Source organism: Peribacillus sp. S4 (genome assembly GCF_046715815.1).
GTDB lineage: Bacteria > Bacillota > Bacilli > Bacillales > DSM-1321 > Peribacillus > Peribacillus frigoritolerans.
Genome location: NZ_CP175708.1, coordinates 4,388,864 through 4,403,569, shown reverse-complemented (window position 1 = coordinate 4,403,569; position 14,706 = coordinate 4,388,864). Strand labels below are relative to the sequence as shown.

Below are 14,706 nucleotides of genomic sequence, written 5' to 3'. Positions count from 1 at the left end.
TGATTATTTTTATTTTGATAAGGGGGTCAAGAAATGGGTGAGCTGATTTTCTCTTTAAGCTATGGAGGTTCCTTAATTGTCATGGGGTGGATCACGAAGGTTTTCCTAGTAAGAATGAAAAGAAATCAAGAAGAAATAAAGGCAAAAGATCCGATTGAAAAGGTGGGGATGTAAGTGGCCTTTCTCCTTGGTATTATCATATCCTTTTGTGTATACGTCTCGATCGGCATCTTTTTATTCAGGAAAGTGAAAAGCTCAGAGGAATACTATGTTTCTGGACGAAGCGGAAACACATTGATGATTACGGGTACGCTTGTTGCCTCTTTCCTAAGTACGGTATCTTTCATGGGAGAAGCGGGATTTTCCTATGAAGGGTATCCGATCCTGCTGCTTATCCTCGTTATTTTTAATGCAAGCGGCTATATATTCGGAGTGTTCCTTTTTGGCAGGTATTTAAGAAGAAGCAAATCATTGACCGTTCCTGAATTTTTTGGTAACCGCTTTCATTCTAAGAAGGTAAGGCTGGCGGCTGCGATCACGACGATTCTCGGAATCGCTGCATACTTGGTTGCCGTTACTCAAGGGGCAGCCGTTTTATTGGCCGAGGTTTCTGGTGTTTCCTATCCAATGGCTCTGGTGATCATGTGGGTCGTGTATTCATCCTTCACCATTCTCTCAGGAGCGAAGGGGGTCATGGTCAATGATACGGTGATGTTCTTTTTATTCTCGATCGCAACATATCTTAGTTTTCCTTATATCATCAAATCCGCAGGCGGGTTTCCTGATGCCGTTACGAAAGCGGCAAACCTGGCTGAACGACCTGATTTATTAAGCTGGCATGGCATTACCGGACCTGCAGCAACGATGGGCACTCCTTGGGAAGCATTGGCCTGGGCCGTCATCATGGGCTTGGTCTGGGGCATTGTCATTGCCGTGAGTCCATGGCAAAGCAGCCGATATTTAATGGCCAGAAATGAACACGTAGCCATCCGGGCCGGCGTTTGGGCAACGATATCCATTTTGACCGTCTATTTGTTTCTCCATATCAGCATATCGACAATCACCACCATTAAAGCGGATATCGCCCCGACGGAAAAGGTATTCATTTGGGCAGCGATGAATATTGTCCCGACATGGCTTGGAGTCATCATCGTCAGCGGCATCATGGCTGCGGCCTTATCATCCTGTTCGAGCTTCCTTCAGATTATAGGAAGCAGCATAACACGGGATATCATGGAACAATCACGGAAAAAGGAATACACAGATCATCATCTATTACGGGCCAGCCGCATATCCATGGTCGTGATCAGCTTGATCATTCTATTGATTGGCTTGTTCCAGCCGCCTGCCGTCATGTGGATTGGCTACTTTGCGGCTACACTATTTGCGGCATCATGGGGACCGATTGCCATATCAAGCGTATTCTCAAAGAAGGTAACGAAAGAAGGCGCCTTTTGGAGCATCGTATTCGGCTTCGTTGGCGTGATACTCGGAGAAAGTCTCGGCATGTTCGGAATCAGCCTTCCCGTTTACCTCAATCCTGTCATCATTGGTTTAATTTTAAGCATAGGTGCACTTATCATTGGCTCCAAGTATGGAACGATCACCATCGAAGAAAGGGAGTTTCAGGCAAATATCCTTCAAACCCCGATTGAAATAGACGAGCAAAAAGAAATGAACATCACCCGCAGATACCCAGCCTATTTAATGATCAGCGGCGTCATGATCATCATGGTTACACTGGTGTTTTATTATTGGCCGATCAATATGAATTGAATGAGATGGCAGGGGGAACCCCCTGTCATTTTTTCTGTAACTAGCTAAATTTCAAACTATGTATCACTATGACTATTTTCCCTCACCTTCTAAAGAAGAGTTTGAACATAACGATATCGCAGGTGATATTTCTCAAACAAACAAAAACGACAATAAACAAACAGTGATACTTGAAATCGAATCGAAATAATATTCAAAAAGAGCGACTGCATTAATTAGCAATCGCTATTTTATTTTTTTACCTAGTTCTATAGTAGTTTTCAGCTGTGTATATAGGCCAGCTCCAAAACACTTCACCTTGTGAAATAATGTAGCGGTCTAAAAAGATTTCAAAATTAAGATTTAGAGATGTAAGTTCTGTAAACTCCAAAATATTAAGGTAATTTGGATTCCCAACCTTTAGTTTTTCTGTATCTAATATTAGATAACAATCACCCAATAAATGCCCAATAGGAAGCCCAAGTCCCTCCATTAATTCAAGTTCTTGAGCTTCCTTTACTTCATCTAAACTAAATAAATGGAGGCCGCCCCCTATGTTAATATCGTCTTCTGCGATCAATTCATATATTCTTGCCCCATTATGGAGTGTTAAGAAGGCCTTATAGTCTTCAGGAAGCTTGATGTTATTTTCCCTTTCAAACATTTCAATTTCAGTTGTTTGTATTGGAGCATTAAAAGAACAAGAAACGCTACCAACTTCACCTTCCTCTGATATTGTCTTCATTTGTTCGTTGTTATCCAACAATTTTTTAAGTCCAGATAGGGTGTTATGTACAAAATGACTCAATTCACTAATCCCCTCCATTATTAATTAATATGAAGCCCGCCAGAGTTACTGTTTGTTGATGGAGTCATCTTGGCAATGGAAATAAATTAGACATCGAATTTGTTCCGCCACAGTTTAATGGCGATTCATGATGTATATCATTTCGATGTGGAACATGCTTTATTGAAACAGAAATCAAAAGTAAAATCATTCAATGGTTTCAGTAGTTGTTTTTCCTTCAGTTGGAGCGTATTTATAGAATGTCATGCCTACTGACCCAAGAAGAATGGTGGCTACTAGAACACCAGTACCCACATGATGATTTTCTTTTTCATATTTTTCACTCCTTAGATGTATCTTTTCTTGCTCTTGCCTACTTAATTATTAATAATATCATGCAAAATTTAATTGTAAAATAATTACTTTTTAGGGAGCGGTTTTTTAAAATCAAAACAAAAAAGAACAGCCGACGTCAGGCTGCCCTCTTCAGTCTCCACATTATCTTCATGATACGTACCTACCAATCTCTGATAAAAAACCTCCAGAGTTATTAATCATCCATTAAGGATGGATCGTAACCGGTGTCCCGATTGGAACAATCCTTGATAATTCCTCCACGTCCCGATTATGCATGCGAATACAGCCTTTTGAGACGGCTTTACCAATTGAGCTGGGATCGTTCGTTCCATGAATGCCGTAATGCTCCTTGGATAGACTCATCCACATTGTACCGAATGGGCCTCCGGGGTTGGGGGCTTTATTAATGATGATGAATTTTCCTACCGGTGTACCGAACAGCATTCTTCCAACGGCGATCGGGTATTGCTTTTGCAATACTCCATTTTTTAGCAGCCTTAGCTTACGATTGTTAACGGACACATCGATCTGAAATGGAATGGTATCAGGAGGAGGAAAACCAGGGATCATAATGGGTTGGCCAGGATAAATGACATTAGGGTTTATGGTCGGGTTAGCAGCGATGATTTCAGATAGTGGTGTACGATAGTCCCTGGATATCTGTGTCAGTGTTTCACCTGGTTTAACTGTATGAATCAGTCTGAACACCTCCATAGGTCATATTTGTCATGTTCCATTCTATGTGATTTTTCAAAAGTGTTTCATAACTCGTTGTAAGCTGTTATCTGTTTTTAATAAAACTTATTTGTTAAGTAACTAAGCCGAAAAGAAACCGAAATGTTCTTTTGATAAAATAAGTTTTTAGCGAGATGGATTTTTTGTTAGTTAAAGAGGGGGAATAAGGGTGGAGGAACATGTGAAAAAGGCTTTAATCGAATGGAATGAAGAAATCAGTGATGTATTAAATGGGATAGAAAAAGAGTATGAAGAAGTTAAGCGTGACCTTCAGGTTTATTCCTATAAATTCAATATTACTAAACAAGTTGTGCAATCCACTATAAATGATGAAATAATTCGAAACATCCGCGAGCTCTATCATAAACCTTTTGAACAAAAATTGAACGAATTGAAAGAGTCGATAAAAGAGCTGGAAGAAAAGAGAAAGGTTTTTCAAATGTTTGTCGATAAAATCGAAAAGGTTAGTGAAAGAGAAGAAGGAAAACCGCAAATATCAGTCATATAAGGCAGAGAAGGGCAGGATACTCATAAGTACTCTACTATTCTATACCCAAAAACTAGGCAGCGAATATACCTGCTTTTTTTTGCTGGAATAGCCAAAAGCGTCCCTTGTTTACCCCAACATCAACCCGGGTACACTATCCTATAAAAAGGAAATGGGGGAATTCTATGTGGAATGCGGTCTTTTGGGGAGGGGTATCGGGTTCTGCCGTCCTGCTTGGCGCACTTGCCGCCATCCTCATTCCGATAAAGAAAAACATCATTGGCTATATTATGGCCTTTGGTACGGGTGTATTGATTGGTGCCGCGGCATATGAGCTGCTTGCTGATTCGGTGAGTGATGGAGGAATCTGGGCGACGGGGATCGGATTCATAGCAGGGGCCGCCGTGTTTACTGCCTTGGATTTTCTTATTTCCAAAAAAGGTGCGGATAAAAGGAAACGCTCCAATAATAGCTCTTCGAAGGAAGCGGGCCTAGCCATTTTCATCGGGACGGTGATGGATGCCATACCGGAGTCGATCATGATTGGCGCAAGCTTAATAAGCGGCGGCTCGGTAAGCTGGCTATTGGTCATTGCCATCTTCATCAGTAATATTCCGGAGGGGCTCTCAAGTACGACAGGTCTGCTCAAAAGTGATTACTCCAAGAAGAAAATCATGCTGCTGTGGTTTTCCGTCCTGATCATTTCGGCACTTTCCTCGATGTCGGGCTATCTATTCCTCGATCATGCCCCGGACTATGTCCTGGCAGCGATGGCAGCCTTTGCGGGAGGGGGAATCATCGCCATGATCGCCTCAACGATGATGCCTGAAGCATATGAAGACGGAGGGCCGATCACGGGCATATTCACGGCTGCGGGCCTGCTTATCTCTTTAGTTCTGGATTCGATGTAAGATTGTCCCCTTGGAAGGAAGGGGGGCAATTTTTTTGTGAATTCTATCATAGAAGGAAATGTACAAGGAATCTATCTCGAAAAAGAATTGTTGGTGTTAAAATATCATTTCAAATCATACACTCTTCATATAGATTTTAGACATTGAGGAGCTGTTGGAAATGAACTTCGAGATGCAAATAGCGAATATGTTAGCTGATAATTTAAATGGTTTCATTACATTCGTCCGGGAAAATCATGAAAATGAAAATAATTGCTTTTGTTTAAATAAAGATAAATTGTATCAATTGAAGCTTCTTGTTGAGGAATTTAAGTTTCAAGTATTGGCCGATGAACTTAAACGGATCAACCGATTTACCTGGGATGAAAACTATACGCACTTATTAGTTGATAGATTCAGAAAAGGGATGGCAATCATTGAAGAGTACGTTGAAAATAACTATAGCGATTTATTCATTTTCACCGCTAGACTTTACACGTTGAATAGCCTCAGCTTAACCTTTTGCAAGGAGGAAGAATCAATAGTCAGCTAATTAGGGCACCCGCGAAAAAAAGAAGAGCACATATTATGTGCTCTTCTTTTTTTTCATTATAGGGATAGTTGACCAAAAAGATTCTAATTCTATATGCTCCGAGCCCGATCTTATTTGCTTGGCATCGAAGAGATATATTTTTTGACCACTTCATACACATATTCTTGATTGGCTGCTGCTGTATTAGGGTTATATTTACCGCCATTCACTTTATTATTGGATAGCACTCGTATACCTAGGAAGGGCACATCGTAAGCTTTGGCGATTTGTGCTGCCGAAGCTCCTTCCATTTCTTCAACAGATGTACCATATTTCGTATGGAACCACTTAATTCGATCCACTTCATTATTCCAAACGTCTGCAGAACCGATAGTACCATCGACAACCTTACCTTTTGTGTAAGTATCTTTAACTGCATGAGCAGCTGCAAGTAAATCCTTATCTCCTTCGTAGAAGCGTGGTTTTTCAGCATTAGGATCTTCTCCTGCACTTCCTTCAGAAGCCATTAGGTCCATTGGTTTCCAAACGGTTGGATCGATTCCTTCGTTTTCAGTTTTATCTGCCGTTTTTAATGAACCTAGGTTTACCGTTCTTTTTCCTAAAACAATATCAAAAACGTCTAAGCTTGGATCATGTCCGCCTGATGTCCCTTGATTGATGATGGCAATAGGGTTATATCTTTCAATGGCCAATGCTGTAGCGGCAGCCGTATTTTCCATCCCTTTACCTGTTTTTGCAACGATTACAGGATAATTGTCTAAAGTCCCAATGTAAAATACAAAATCCCCTGATTTTTCTTCTTTAACATTTTTTAACCTTTTCGCGAAATTTTCAGCTTCGATTGGCATTGGACCTTGAATCATGATCGGCCTTTGTGTCTTTTTCTCGACCGTTTCATTTTTGGAAGTGGAACTGCAAGCTGCAATCACCGACACGAAAAGTAAAGTAATGATTCCTAATAGAGTGTACTTTTTTAACATGTTTTTTCTCTCCTTAAAAACAAATTATCCAATTGTTTGAAACACTCGCAGTTGTGGTCAAAGAAAAAGGTCCAGAACGGCAGAATGAATGCTGCCTTCTAGACCTACGATAGCCAAAGTATAGATAATCAAGCAAAAATGAAGCGATTGCTAAATCATTAGCTGCTCAAAAAGCGGGCGGCCGAATACTTTAACTCGTAGTCTAGTTCTTTAACTGGGAACCAGGTAGAAACGCTCAGACCATATTTCCGAGCATATACGAGTAATGATATGTATGATTATTACTTTGCTAATATAACAAACAAATGAAAGATAATCAACATAAAAGTGAACATTAAAATATAAATATAATTTAATGTTCGTGTTTAAGGGGGTCTAATTCGATAATAACGTTGATTTCCACTCCAGGCACTCGCTTTCCGCGGGCGGTCGTGGAGCCTCCTCGGCTTGCGCCTGAGGGGTCTCCCCTAGACGCGCTTTTCCCGCAGGAGTCTCGTACCTTACGTTCCAATCACTGGAACTTCTTTTTTAAGAAATATTGTAGGGTCTGGCGGTCCATCAACTTTCCGGTAAAAGGAGTTCCGAATTGCTCTCGCCCAGAACCAAAATTTTAAAGGTAAACTAGATTACTCTTCATAGTTTTTTTCAGTATTCCTTAAAGGGTTGAAGAGATTTGCGACACACTTGCCGAATAACGGTTAGCCAAGACCCCACAGGCGCATGCTTGGCAGACAGTCGGTGGAAAGGGAACGGGTTTCTGCAATAATCTGAAATGTTATCTTGGAAAAACTGTAGGCTAGTCTCATCCCGAATTATGTTTATGACTAGATTATCCTTTAAGTTTTTTTCTGTAATCCCTTAAAGGATGGAAGAGATTTGCGACACACCTGCCGAATAACTGGCTAGCCAAGACCCCACAGGCGCATGCGCCGAGGAGGCTTGGCAGACAGTCGGCGGAAAGGGAGCGGATCTCTGAAATCAACTGGAATGTTTTCTTGAAAAAACTGTAGGCTAGTCTCAATTATGTTTAGACTAGTTTATCCTTCATGTTTTCTTCTTGTAATCCTCAATGGATGGAAGAAATTTGCGACACTCCTGCCGAAAAACTGGCTTGCCGAGACCCCACAGACGCTTGCGTCGAGGAGGCTTGGCAGACAGTCGGCGGAAAGGGAGCGGATTTCTGATTTGTCAGGGGCTATCATGATCAACCAAAGTTATCACGACATTTCCCTTTTTATGTCCTAGCTCTACGTATTTATGAGCTTCGGGAATCTGTTCCAGCGGGTAGCGTTTATCAATGACCGATTTTAATTTTCCAGTTTCGATGAGCTCTTTGAGAAATAGTAAATCTTCCGTACGTTCCTTTGCTATTCCCTGTCCTTCAACGGACACGTATCGCCCGTTCAGGGTTAGTGCTTTTTTGCATGTGGCTTTCGAACTTTTCCCGACTGCATCAAAGATGATATCATATTGCTCTTGTCTTTCCGAAAAATCCTCTTCCGTATAATCAATTACTTTATCGGCACCCAATGATTTCACCAATTCAAAATTAGCGGCACTGCATACTCCGGTAACTTCTGTTCCAAAGTATTTGGCCAGCTGTACCGCGGAAGTGCCCACCGAACCGGATGCGCCATAGATGAGGACTTTTTGTCCGTCCTGGATATTGGCTTTTCTGAAAAAATGCAGAGCTGTCGTTCCACCAAAAGAAACGGCGGCAGCTTCTTCATAGGTCATATTGGCAGGCTTCATTGCGATTGGGCCGTCTTCAGGTAAGCATGTGTATTCGGCATGGGCCCCGAAATTCATTCCAGTCATGGCAAAAATCTGGTCGCCTTTTTTGAATTTTGTTACATTCCTCCCCGTGTCTTCTATCTCCCCGGACAACTCCACTCCGAGTATCGGTTTTCGCGGTTTTCTAAGGCCCAGGAACATTCGCATCGGCAGCCATAATAAGAAAGGGCTATTGAAACTCCGGACTCTTACGTCCCCAGAAGCCACTGTTGCCGCGTGAACCTTTACCAGTATTTCGTTGTCCTTTGGGGTTGGCTTTACTACCTCTTTGAGTTCCAGTACATCGGGTGAACCGTATTTCGTGCATACCATTGCTTTCATCGCAAGTCTCCTTAGTTTTTGATACAATCTTTTAATACTATGATAGAAGCTGTAATATAAAACTACATGTAAGAGAAACGGAAAAAACTTTAGAATGAATGCTTAAAAGCAGCAGGTATTTGTCCAGTATCGGTCAGGGGCAGTAACGCTGATCAACAAGGGGAATTCTATAAAAGAAGGAGATTAAAGAATGACCATTAATGAAAGACCAAGAAGAATTATTTTAGATTTAGCAGTTACATTAGATGGATTTATTGAAGGGCCGAAAGGAGAAATCGACTGGTGCATTATGGACTCTGATATGGGGTTCATTGATTTCTTGAATCAAATTGATGCTATTTTTTATGGAAGAAAAAGCTATGATTTATGGGGGCAATATACGCCAGAAAATGAGGGATCCGATACTGAAAAAGAAATGTGGAATATCGTTCATGGCAAACAAAAATTCATGTTTTCTAAAACGAAAAAAAGCACGGATAATAACGTAACGACAATAAATGATGATATTGTTGAAGAAGTAAATAAAATAAAGAATACGCCTGGTAAAGACATCTGGCTTTATGGCGGGTCAAGTCTTATTACATCTTTTATAAGATTGGGGCTGGTTGATGAATTCAGGTTATCTGTTCACCCTGTTATTTTAGGGGAAGGAAAACCTTTGTTTATTGACATAAAGGAGAGATTGAACCTAACACTGGTTAATACAAAAAGCTTTTCCTCTGGCGTTGTCCAACTTTGCTATCATCTTAATGAAGAGTAATTGTTAAGCATGATGAAATATACTTGTAAAATGATGAATTCACGAGTAAAACGTTGAAATTCACGAGTAAAACCCAAAAACTCACGAGTAAATGCTTAGAATTCACGAGTAAATCCCCAAAACTTACGAGTAAAGCCATAAATAGGTATCCATACTTGATGTATGGGTCCCTTTTTTTATACATAATGCAATTTATAAATTATAAAATGTAATATATATGTTGCAAAAAGTAAAATGAATCATATAATAAGGGGAAGCGATGGAATTAAATGGAGGTCGATTAAAGATGAATCTATTTAAACGAACGAAAAAGATCACGGATGAGCGGATTGAGAATGTAAGAAATAAAATTTATAAAGAAATGTACTATGTCATTTTGGTCATTTGCCTGGCGAGTGCACTTTTCAAATTATATAAATATGGTGCAGGCAGCGGGGAGTTATATCTGGAATTCGCGATCCTTGTTGGAGGGGGGCTGTATTACTTAGCTCGTTCGATTTTCTTAGGTGTATTCTGGGATGAGGTGGAGATGCATGACCGCAACAGCAAAACACCGATGAGCAAGAAGACGGTTCTTGGGGCAGTTGCTTTAGCACTTATCATCGCTATATTCATGGGCGTGAATAGTGCTGTATCCTATGCCGATGGCAGTTCCCAGGGCGTATGGTATTTTATATTGGTATCGTTTGTATCCGTCATGATCTATTTGCCGATTTTACTTCTGTTTTTTGGCGGTATATACTTGCTGGCGAAGAAAATCGGAATGAAAAATAGCTAAGATAATAAGAAATAGTAGGTGCTGTCCCTTGAAAAATATAAAACTGAAGCTTGCGAGAGTAGAAAAGGACTTGTCACAAGAAGAACTGGCTAAGATTGTCGGCGTATCCAGGCAAACGATAGGATTGATTGAATCCGGAAAGTATAACCCCTCATTAAGTTTATGTGTCGGAATTTGTAAAGCATTATCCCGTACATTGGATGATTTGTTTTGGGAGGAAGACTAATTGGGTATCCATTGACTTGGATATCTTTTTTTTCAGGAATTTATCATCAAAAAATGGGGGAAGGTATAGCATGTAAGCAAAAATCTAACATTCGAGAGGGATGGTTTGATGGATCGTACGATTGGTTACTTACGTGAGATATTGTCTAACTATACGGACCAATATCCTGAAGCGCAGGAAATATATAATAAAATCAAAAGCGGACACTTTCATTCGGAAGAAGAACTCGTCAATAAGCTATCCGGTAAAGAGGCCAGTCTCCTTAACCATATTCTTCCTCAGGAAATCAAGCATGCAAAGGAAGCGAGTGATTCGGAACGGGTCACGCAATTATCAGAGGTATATGAACTGATTATTATATGATGAAACCTTGTCCATGATGATCATGGACAAGGTTTTGTTGGTTTTATTCCATTTCACTAAGTGAATCCATATGACTGGCTATCATGGCGATGATCGTGCTTGCTTCTTCCTTGCTGAAAATGAAATTCGTTTCATCCTTTATCAGGTCATCATCCGCTGTCCGAATCCGATTGATCCGTTTCAGCACACCATCACCCGTCTCCTGAATGATACCGAACTGGTAGGTGACCTCCACTTCATTATCCTGGATATAGGCAGTCACTTCAGGCGTTTCCCAATCTACATCGATTTCGTATATATCGGAATTTTCGCCGTCAGGATCATACAAATCATCATTATCATCATCCATATCCATTTCATATGCATAATCGTAATCATCCTCATCCTCATCTTCTTCCAAATAGTTATGGAAGCTCTCATGGACAGCATCGATGATATCTTCAATATCCGAAAGAATGACCTTGCTGATCTGCCCTAAATCCGGATCGAACGATTCCATATAAAATTCTTCATTATACGGATCAAAAAACAGCGAGGAAAAATAATCCCGCTCATCGTCTTCCAGCTCAGTATAAAACTCGATGCGTGGATGCTTAGACCCGCGCTCCACGATCATACTGCCATTGCGATCGTATTTCTCACAAATTGATTTAAGATGATCCTGCAATTCCCCGCTTACTCTGTCAAACCATTCTAATGACATCAACATCCACTTCCTTTCGAGATTATTATTTCCCAGAAAAGCCGAACATGACATGCCATTTAAAGGCAGCTGCAATTTAACTTCGCATCAGGAATGTAAGTTATAAAAAAAGAATGTAAAGGGAAAATAAGATAAAAGCAAAAACGTTAGATTTCCCTATACCTTTCAATGATAAAGTCAATAAAATACCTGCTGGCGATTGGCAATACCCTTTTATCCTTATACGCCAAAGTAATGGTTCGGATAATAGAAGGAGAGATGCTTTTCGTTACAATATTATAGGGACATTTATGTAAGAGCAGTTTCGGTAAAATCGAAATGCCAAGCCCTTGTTCAATCATGGACATAATCGCATAAGGATCATATACCCGGTATTGTGTATCAGGTTCAAAATCGTACTGTTTAAAAATCATTAATGGTTCATGTATCACTCCCTCATCCAACAGAATATAAGGATCTTTTAGCAATTCCTCCAAGGAGACTACTGTGGATGATGTTAAAGGGTGATTTACTGGCATCACAGCCACCATCTCATCTTCTTGCAAGGGAATCGTAGTTAATTCCGAAACATTTGAATTCACAAAGCCAAAGTCTACGCTGCCTTCTTTAATCCAGTTTGAGATTTCCGTATAATTTCCTTGATGTAATTCGAAATGTACAGTTGGATAAAGTTCCTTAAAATCCTTGATCAATCCTGGTATCCAATGACATGTAACACTGGAAAAGGTACCAATACGAATAAGGCCGCTTTGCAGTCCCTCCATCTCTTTATGCTTTTCAGTCAGTTCCCTATGTGAATTGCAAATCTTCCTGATATAAGGCAAAAATTCCTCGCCATCTGGTGTCAGTGTAATACCCTTTCGAGAACGTAAGATAAGAGTGGTGGAAAGCTCTTCCTCTAATGAATGGACCATCTGGCTAATGGCGGACTGCGTATAGCCAAGTTCTTCAGCCGCTTTTGTAAAACTGCCTGTTTCTATGGTTTTGATAAAAGCATAATACGAATTCAACCGAACTTACCCCTTTGCATTAGTAATTCTAATAGAACTATTATAAAAATTGGTTTTACTAATGTAAATGGAAGAAATAAAATATAGTTGGAATCTAAAATTAAATCATGGAGTTGAAGCAGAAAAATAATGAAGATTAACGTTAAATACAGAAATATTATTTATGCATGTTTAATGGCTTTTTGTATGTCCTTTTTTATTTCATTCATATTAGTCTCAATAAATAGGGGGTATGATCATCAATTCTTATCTGCATGGTTAAAAACTTGGTCACAGGCTTTTATTTGTGCTTTCTTTGGAGCTTACTTTTTTCCGAGAGTCATACAACAAATAATGAGAAGAATTAATTTTGTAGAAAAACCGCTCATGATTGAGAAGGATTTATTAGTGAGAGAAGAAGACAATGGATGATGCCAGTAGATAATTAAAAGGATTTCCTGATTTTAGTGCTGCCCAAATGATGGGGAGCCTTTTTTGCGTTTCCCTGCAAAATTTCAAGATCATGCTACTTTCATCCTGTAAAAGTTTATATAGAGTGTGAAAGGGGGTGAATGGCATGGCAAAACAGATTCCAGTTTCAAGTACGTTGCGGATCGATTTTGAGACGGGGTTAAATGAAAAAGGGGCTCTCGTTTTCAAGCGGAGGACCTTTTCGAACATCAAGGTCGAGGCGACGGCGGATCAGTTGTTTTCGACGGCTGTTGCAATCACAAGTGTGCAGAATTATCCAATGGGTGAAGTGACCAGGGTCGATATGTATTCATTGATTGGCTAAACGGTATTTGGAAAGATGCCGGAAGCGGGGGAGGTGATTGGAAATGGCTAAAGTACTGGAATTGATTTTCGTTACGGAGGAAGGAAAGTCAGCGACGATTTCCGTTGATAATCCGAAGGAGCCGGTCGAAGTGAATACGGTTAAACTGGCAATGGAAAAAATCATTGCGGGGAACGTGTTCGTCACATCTTCAGGGGATTTCGTCGATTTGAAAGCGGCACGCCTTGTCGAGCGGAATGTCGAGGAAGTGGAACTCATCTAAGAACGGTTTTGTAGGTCACCCTGGAAGAGAGGTGGAAAAAGTGGATCAAATCCTGCCGTTTGTCAGTGATATTGGGTTCCCGATCATTGTTACCCTTTATTTGCTTCATAGGATTGAAACGAAATTGGATACTTTGAATGAAACCCTTGTGGAGCTGCCAGAACGCCTGCGAGAAGGGATTCCGAAGTCAGGTTAAGGATAAGCGGGGAGCCTCGTGGGTGATATCATCCATGAGGCTTTTCCTTTTAAAATGGAAAAGTTTTAATAGATTCTAGTTTTATATCAAAACTATCGGGTATACATAAAACTGTAGCTAGTTCATCAAAAATCCAAATAATAAGGAGGAGTTTTAATGGCTAACAACAATGAAAAAATGAGCAGGGAAGAAGCTGGCCGCAAAGGCGGGGAAGCTACAGCAAAAAATCATGATAAGGAATTTTTCCAAGAGATTGGTCAAAAAGGCGGAGAGGCCACTTCCGAAAATCATGATAAGGAATTCTATCAGGAAATCGGCAAAAAAGGCGGAGAGGCTAGAGCCGATCAACGTGATTCCAATTGAAAAATGATCACACTTAATGGCGGGGAAAAAAGCCGCCGCTAAAAAAAACGATCTGAAGTTTATAGCTGAATCTAGTTTTATGGCTGTTCAAGCGGGTACATGACATATGTAGCTAGTACATGGAAAATCCAAATAATAAGGAGGAATTTTTAATGGCTAACAACAATGAGAAAATGAGTCGCGAAGAAGCAGGACGTAAAGGTGGAGAAACAACAGCGAAAAATCATGATAAGGAATTCTATCAAGAGATTGGCCAAAAAGGCGGAGAAGCGACATCCGAAAATCATGATAAGGAATTCTATCAAGAGATTGGCCAAAAAGGCGGAGAAGCAACCTCCGAAAATCATGATAAAGAATTCTATCAAGAGATTGGCCAAAAAGGCGGAGAAGCGACATCCGAAAATCATGATAAGGAATTCTATCAAGAGATTGGTAAAAAAGGCGGAGAAGCGACATCCGACAGCCATGGCAAGGAATTCTATCAGGAAATCGGCGAAAAAGGCGGAGAGGCACGGGGCAATCAAAGTGATGATTCCGATGATGGAAAAATGAGCCGTGAAGAAGCAGGACGCAAAGGCGGGGAAAAAAGCCGCCGTTAAAATATAATCCAG

The 14,706-nt window shown here is 40.4% G+C and carries 21 protein-coding genes and 1 riboswitch; of the genes, 15 read left to right on the top strand and 6 right to left on the bottom strand.

The window, feature by feature from the left end; genetic code table 11:
• The first annotated feature begins 33 nt into the window (after positions 1-33).
• Together ACJ9PY_RS20930 and ACJ9PY_RS20925 are read left to right on the top strand one after the other, a co-directional pair.
• Positions 34-174 (top strand): hypothetical protein, encoded by a 141-nt coding sequence (locus ACJ9PY_RS20930; protein WP_153246165.1) that lies wholly within the window; start codon positions 34-36, stop codon positions 172-174.
• Entirely contained in the window at positions 175-1,776 is a 1,602-nt protein-coding gene (locus ACJ9PY_RS20925) for a sodium:solute symporter (protein WP_283929178.1), read from the top strand. It begins immediately after the preceding gene.
• 238 nt (positions 1,777-2,014) lie between these two features.
• On the opposite strand, the gene ACJ9PY_RS20920 is transcribed toward ACJ9PY_RS20925, so the two are convergent.
• Both ACJ9PY_RS20920 and ACJ9PY_RS20915 read right to left on the bottom strand, forming a co-directional pair.
• Complete coding sequence (locus tag ACJ9PY_RS20920) at positions 2,015-2,563, bottom strand: SMI1/KNR4 family protein (RefSeq protein WP_098863822.1); 549 nt, start codon at positions 2,561-2,563, stop codon at positions 2,015-2,017.
• 540 nt (positions 2,564-3,103) lie between these two features.
• Complete coding sequence (locus ACJ9PY_RS20915) at positions 3,104-3,598, bottom strand: L,D-transpeptidase family protein (protein ID WP_230135107.1); 495 nt, start codon at positions 3,596-3,598, stop codon at positions 3,104-3,106.
• A gap of 205 nt (positions 3,599-3,803) precedes the next feature.
• Between ACJ9PY_RS20915 and ACJ9PY_RS20910 the strand changes: the two genes are divergently transcribed.
• From ACJ9PY_RS20910 to ACJ9PY_RS20900, 3 genes are all read left to right on the top strand, one after another.
• Entirely contained in the window at positions 3,804-4,142 is a 339-nt protein-coding gene (locus ACJ9PY_RS20910) for a hypothetical protein (protein ID WP_034309801.1), read from the top strand.
• 164 nt (positions 4,143-4,306) lie between these two features.
• A complete protein-coding gene (locus ACJ9PY_RS20905) occupies positions 4,307-5,032 on the top strand; it encodes a ZIP family metal transporter (RefSeq protein ID WP_034309799.1) in 726 nt (241 codons plus the stop codon).
• A gap of 160 nt (positions 5,033-5,192) precedes the next feature.
• Positions 5,193-5,564 carry a hypothetical protein gene (locus tag ACJ9PY_RS20900; protein WP_063575287.1) on the top strand — a complete coding sequence of 124 codons (372 nt, stop codon included), beginning with the start codon at positions 5,193-5,195 and terminating at the stop codon, positions 5,562-5,564.
• Between the two features lie 110 nt (positions 5,565-5,674).
• Here ACJ9PY_RS20900 and ACJ9PY_RS20895 read toward each other — a convergent pair whose 3' ends face one another.
• A complete protein-coding gene (locus tag ACJ9PY_RS20895; protein WP_411738892.1) occupies positions 5,675-6,544 on the bottom strand; it encodes a 5'-methylthioadenosine/S-adenosylhomocysteine nucleosidase in 870 nt (289 codons plus the stop codon).
• A gap of 178 nt (positions 6,545-6,722) precedes the next feature.
• Positions 6,723-6,826, bottom strand: a riboswitch (purine riboswitch).
• A 906-nt stretch (positions 6,827-7,732) separates the two neighbouring features.
• Entirely contained in the window at positions 7,733-8,659 is a 927-nt protein-coding gene (locus ACJ9PY_RS20890; RefSeq protein ID WP_411738891.1) for an NAD(P)-dependent alcohol dehydrogenase, read from the bottom strand.
• A 190-nt stretch (positions 8,660-8,849) separates the two neighbouring features.
• Between ACJ9PY_RS20890 and ACJ9PY_RS20885 the strand changes: the two genes are divergently transcribed.
• From ACJ9PY_RS20885 to ACJ9PY_RS20870, 4 genes are all read left to right on the top strand, one after another.
• Entirely contained in the window at positions 8,850-9,419 is a 570-nt protein-coding gene (locus ACJ9PY_RS20885) for a dihydrofolate reductase family protein (protein WP_411738890.1), read from the top strand.
• Positions 9,420-9,705: 286 nt separating this feature from the next.
• Complete coding sequence (locus ACJ9PY_RS20880) at positions 9,706-10,197, top strand: DUF6773 family protein (protein WP_063575291.1); 492 nt, start codon at positions 9,706-9,708, stop codon at positions 10,195-10,197.
• A gap of 28 nt (positions 10,198-10,225) precedes the next feature.
• On the top strand, positions 10,226-10,423 hold the full coding sequence (locus ACJ9PY_RS20875) for a helix-turn-helix transcriptional regulator (protein WP_034309784.1): 198 nt from the start codon (positions 10,226-10,228) through the stop codon (positions 10,421-10,423).
• Positions 10,424-10,531: 108 nt separating this feature from the next.
• Positions 10,532-10,786 carry a sigma-G-dependent sporulation-specific acid-soluble spore protein CsgA gene (locus ACJ9PY_RS20870; RefSeq protein WP_034309781.1) on the top strand — a complete coding sequence of 85 codons (255 nt, stop codon included), beginning with the start codon at positions 10,532-10,534 and terminating at the stop codon, positions 10,784-10,786.
• Between the two features lie 43 nt (positions 10,787-10,829).
• On the opposite strand, the gene ACJ9PY_RS20865 is transcribed toward ACJ9PY_RS20870, so the two are convergent.
• Both ACJ9PY_RS20865 and ACJ9PY_RS20860 read right to left on the bottom strand, forming a co-directional pair.
• Positions 10,830-11,489, bottom strand: coding sequence for a hypothetical protein (locus ACJ9PY_RS20865; RefSeq protein WP_411738889.1), 660 nt, complete (start codon positions 11,487-11,489; stop codon positions 10,830-10,832).
• Between the two features lie 146 nt (positions 11,490-11,635).
• Complete coding sequence (locus tag ACJ9PY_RS20860) at positions 11,636-12,499, bottom strand: LysR family transcriptional regulator (RefSeq protein ID WP_330501546.1); 864 nt, start codon at positions 12,497-12,499, stop codon at positions 11,636-11,638.
• Between the two features lie 129 nt (positions 12,500-12,628).
• Here ACJ9PY_RS20860 and ACJ9PY_RS20855 point away from each other — a divergent pair, with 129 nt between their 5' ends.
• The 6 genes from ACJ9PY_RS20855 to gsiB all read left to right on the top strand — a co-directional run bounded on the left by ACJ9PY_RS20855 (position 12,629) and on the right by gsiB (position 14,694).
• The gene (locus tag ACJ9PY_RS20855; protein ID WP_063575294.1) at positions 12,629-12,910 is read left to right on the top strand and encodes a DUF2798 domain-containing protein; all 282 of its coding nucleotides are present in this window, start codon (positions 12,629-12,631) and stop codon (positions 12,908-12,910) included.
• A gap of 145 nt (positions 12,911-13,055) precedes the next feature.
• Entirely contained in the window at positions 13,056-13,274 is a 219-nt protein-coding gene (locus tag ACJ9PY_RS20850) for a DUF1659 domain-containing protein (protein ID WP_053536156.1), read from the top strand.
• Between the two features lie 43 nt (positions 13,275-13,317).
• Positions 13,318-13,536 (top strand): DUF2922 domain-containing protein, encoded by a 219-nt coding sequence (locus ACJ9PY_RS20845; RefSeq protein ID WP_053536155.1) that lies wholly within the window; start codon positions 13,318-13,320, stop codon positions 13,534-13,536.
• Between the two features lie 40 nt (positions 13,537-13,576).
• Positions 13,577-13,732, top strand: coding sequence for a YvrJ family protein (locus tag ACJ9PY_RS20840; protein WP_034309764.1), 156 nt, complete (start codon positions 13,577-13,579; stop codon positions 13,730-13,732).
• A gap of 156 nt (positions 13,733-13,888) precedes the next feature.
• Entirely contained in the window at positions 13,889-14,095 is a 207-nt protein-coding gene (locus ACJ9PY_RS20835) for a general stress protein (RefSeq protein ID WP_306804719.1), read from the top strand.
• Between the two features lie 152 nt (positions 14,096-14,247).
• A complete protein-coding gene (gsiB, locus tag ACJ9PY_RS20830; RefSeq protein WP_411738888.1) occupies positions 14,248-14,694 on the top strand; it encodes a glucose starvation-inducible protein GsiB in 447 nt (148 codons plus the stop codon).
• Positions 14,695-14,706 lie beyond the last annotated feature (12 nt).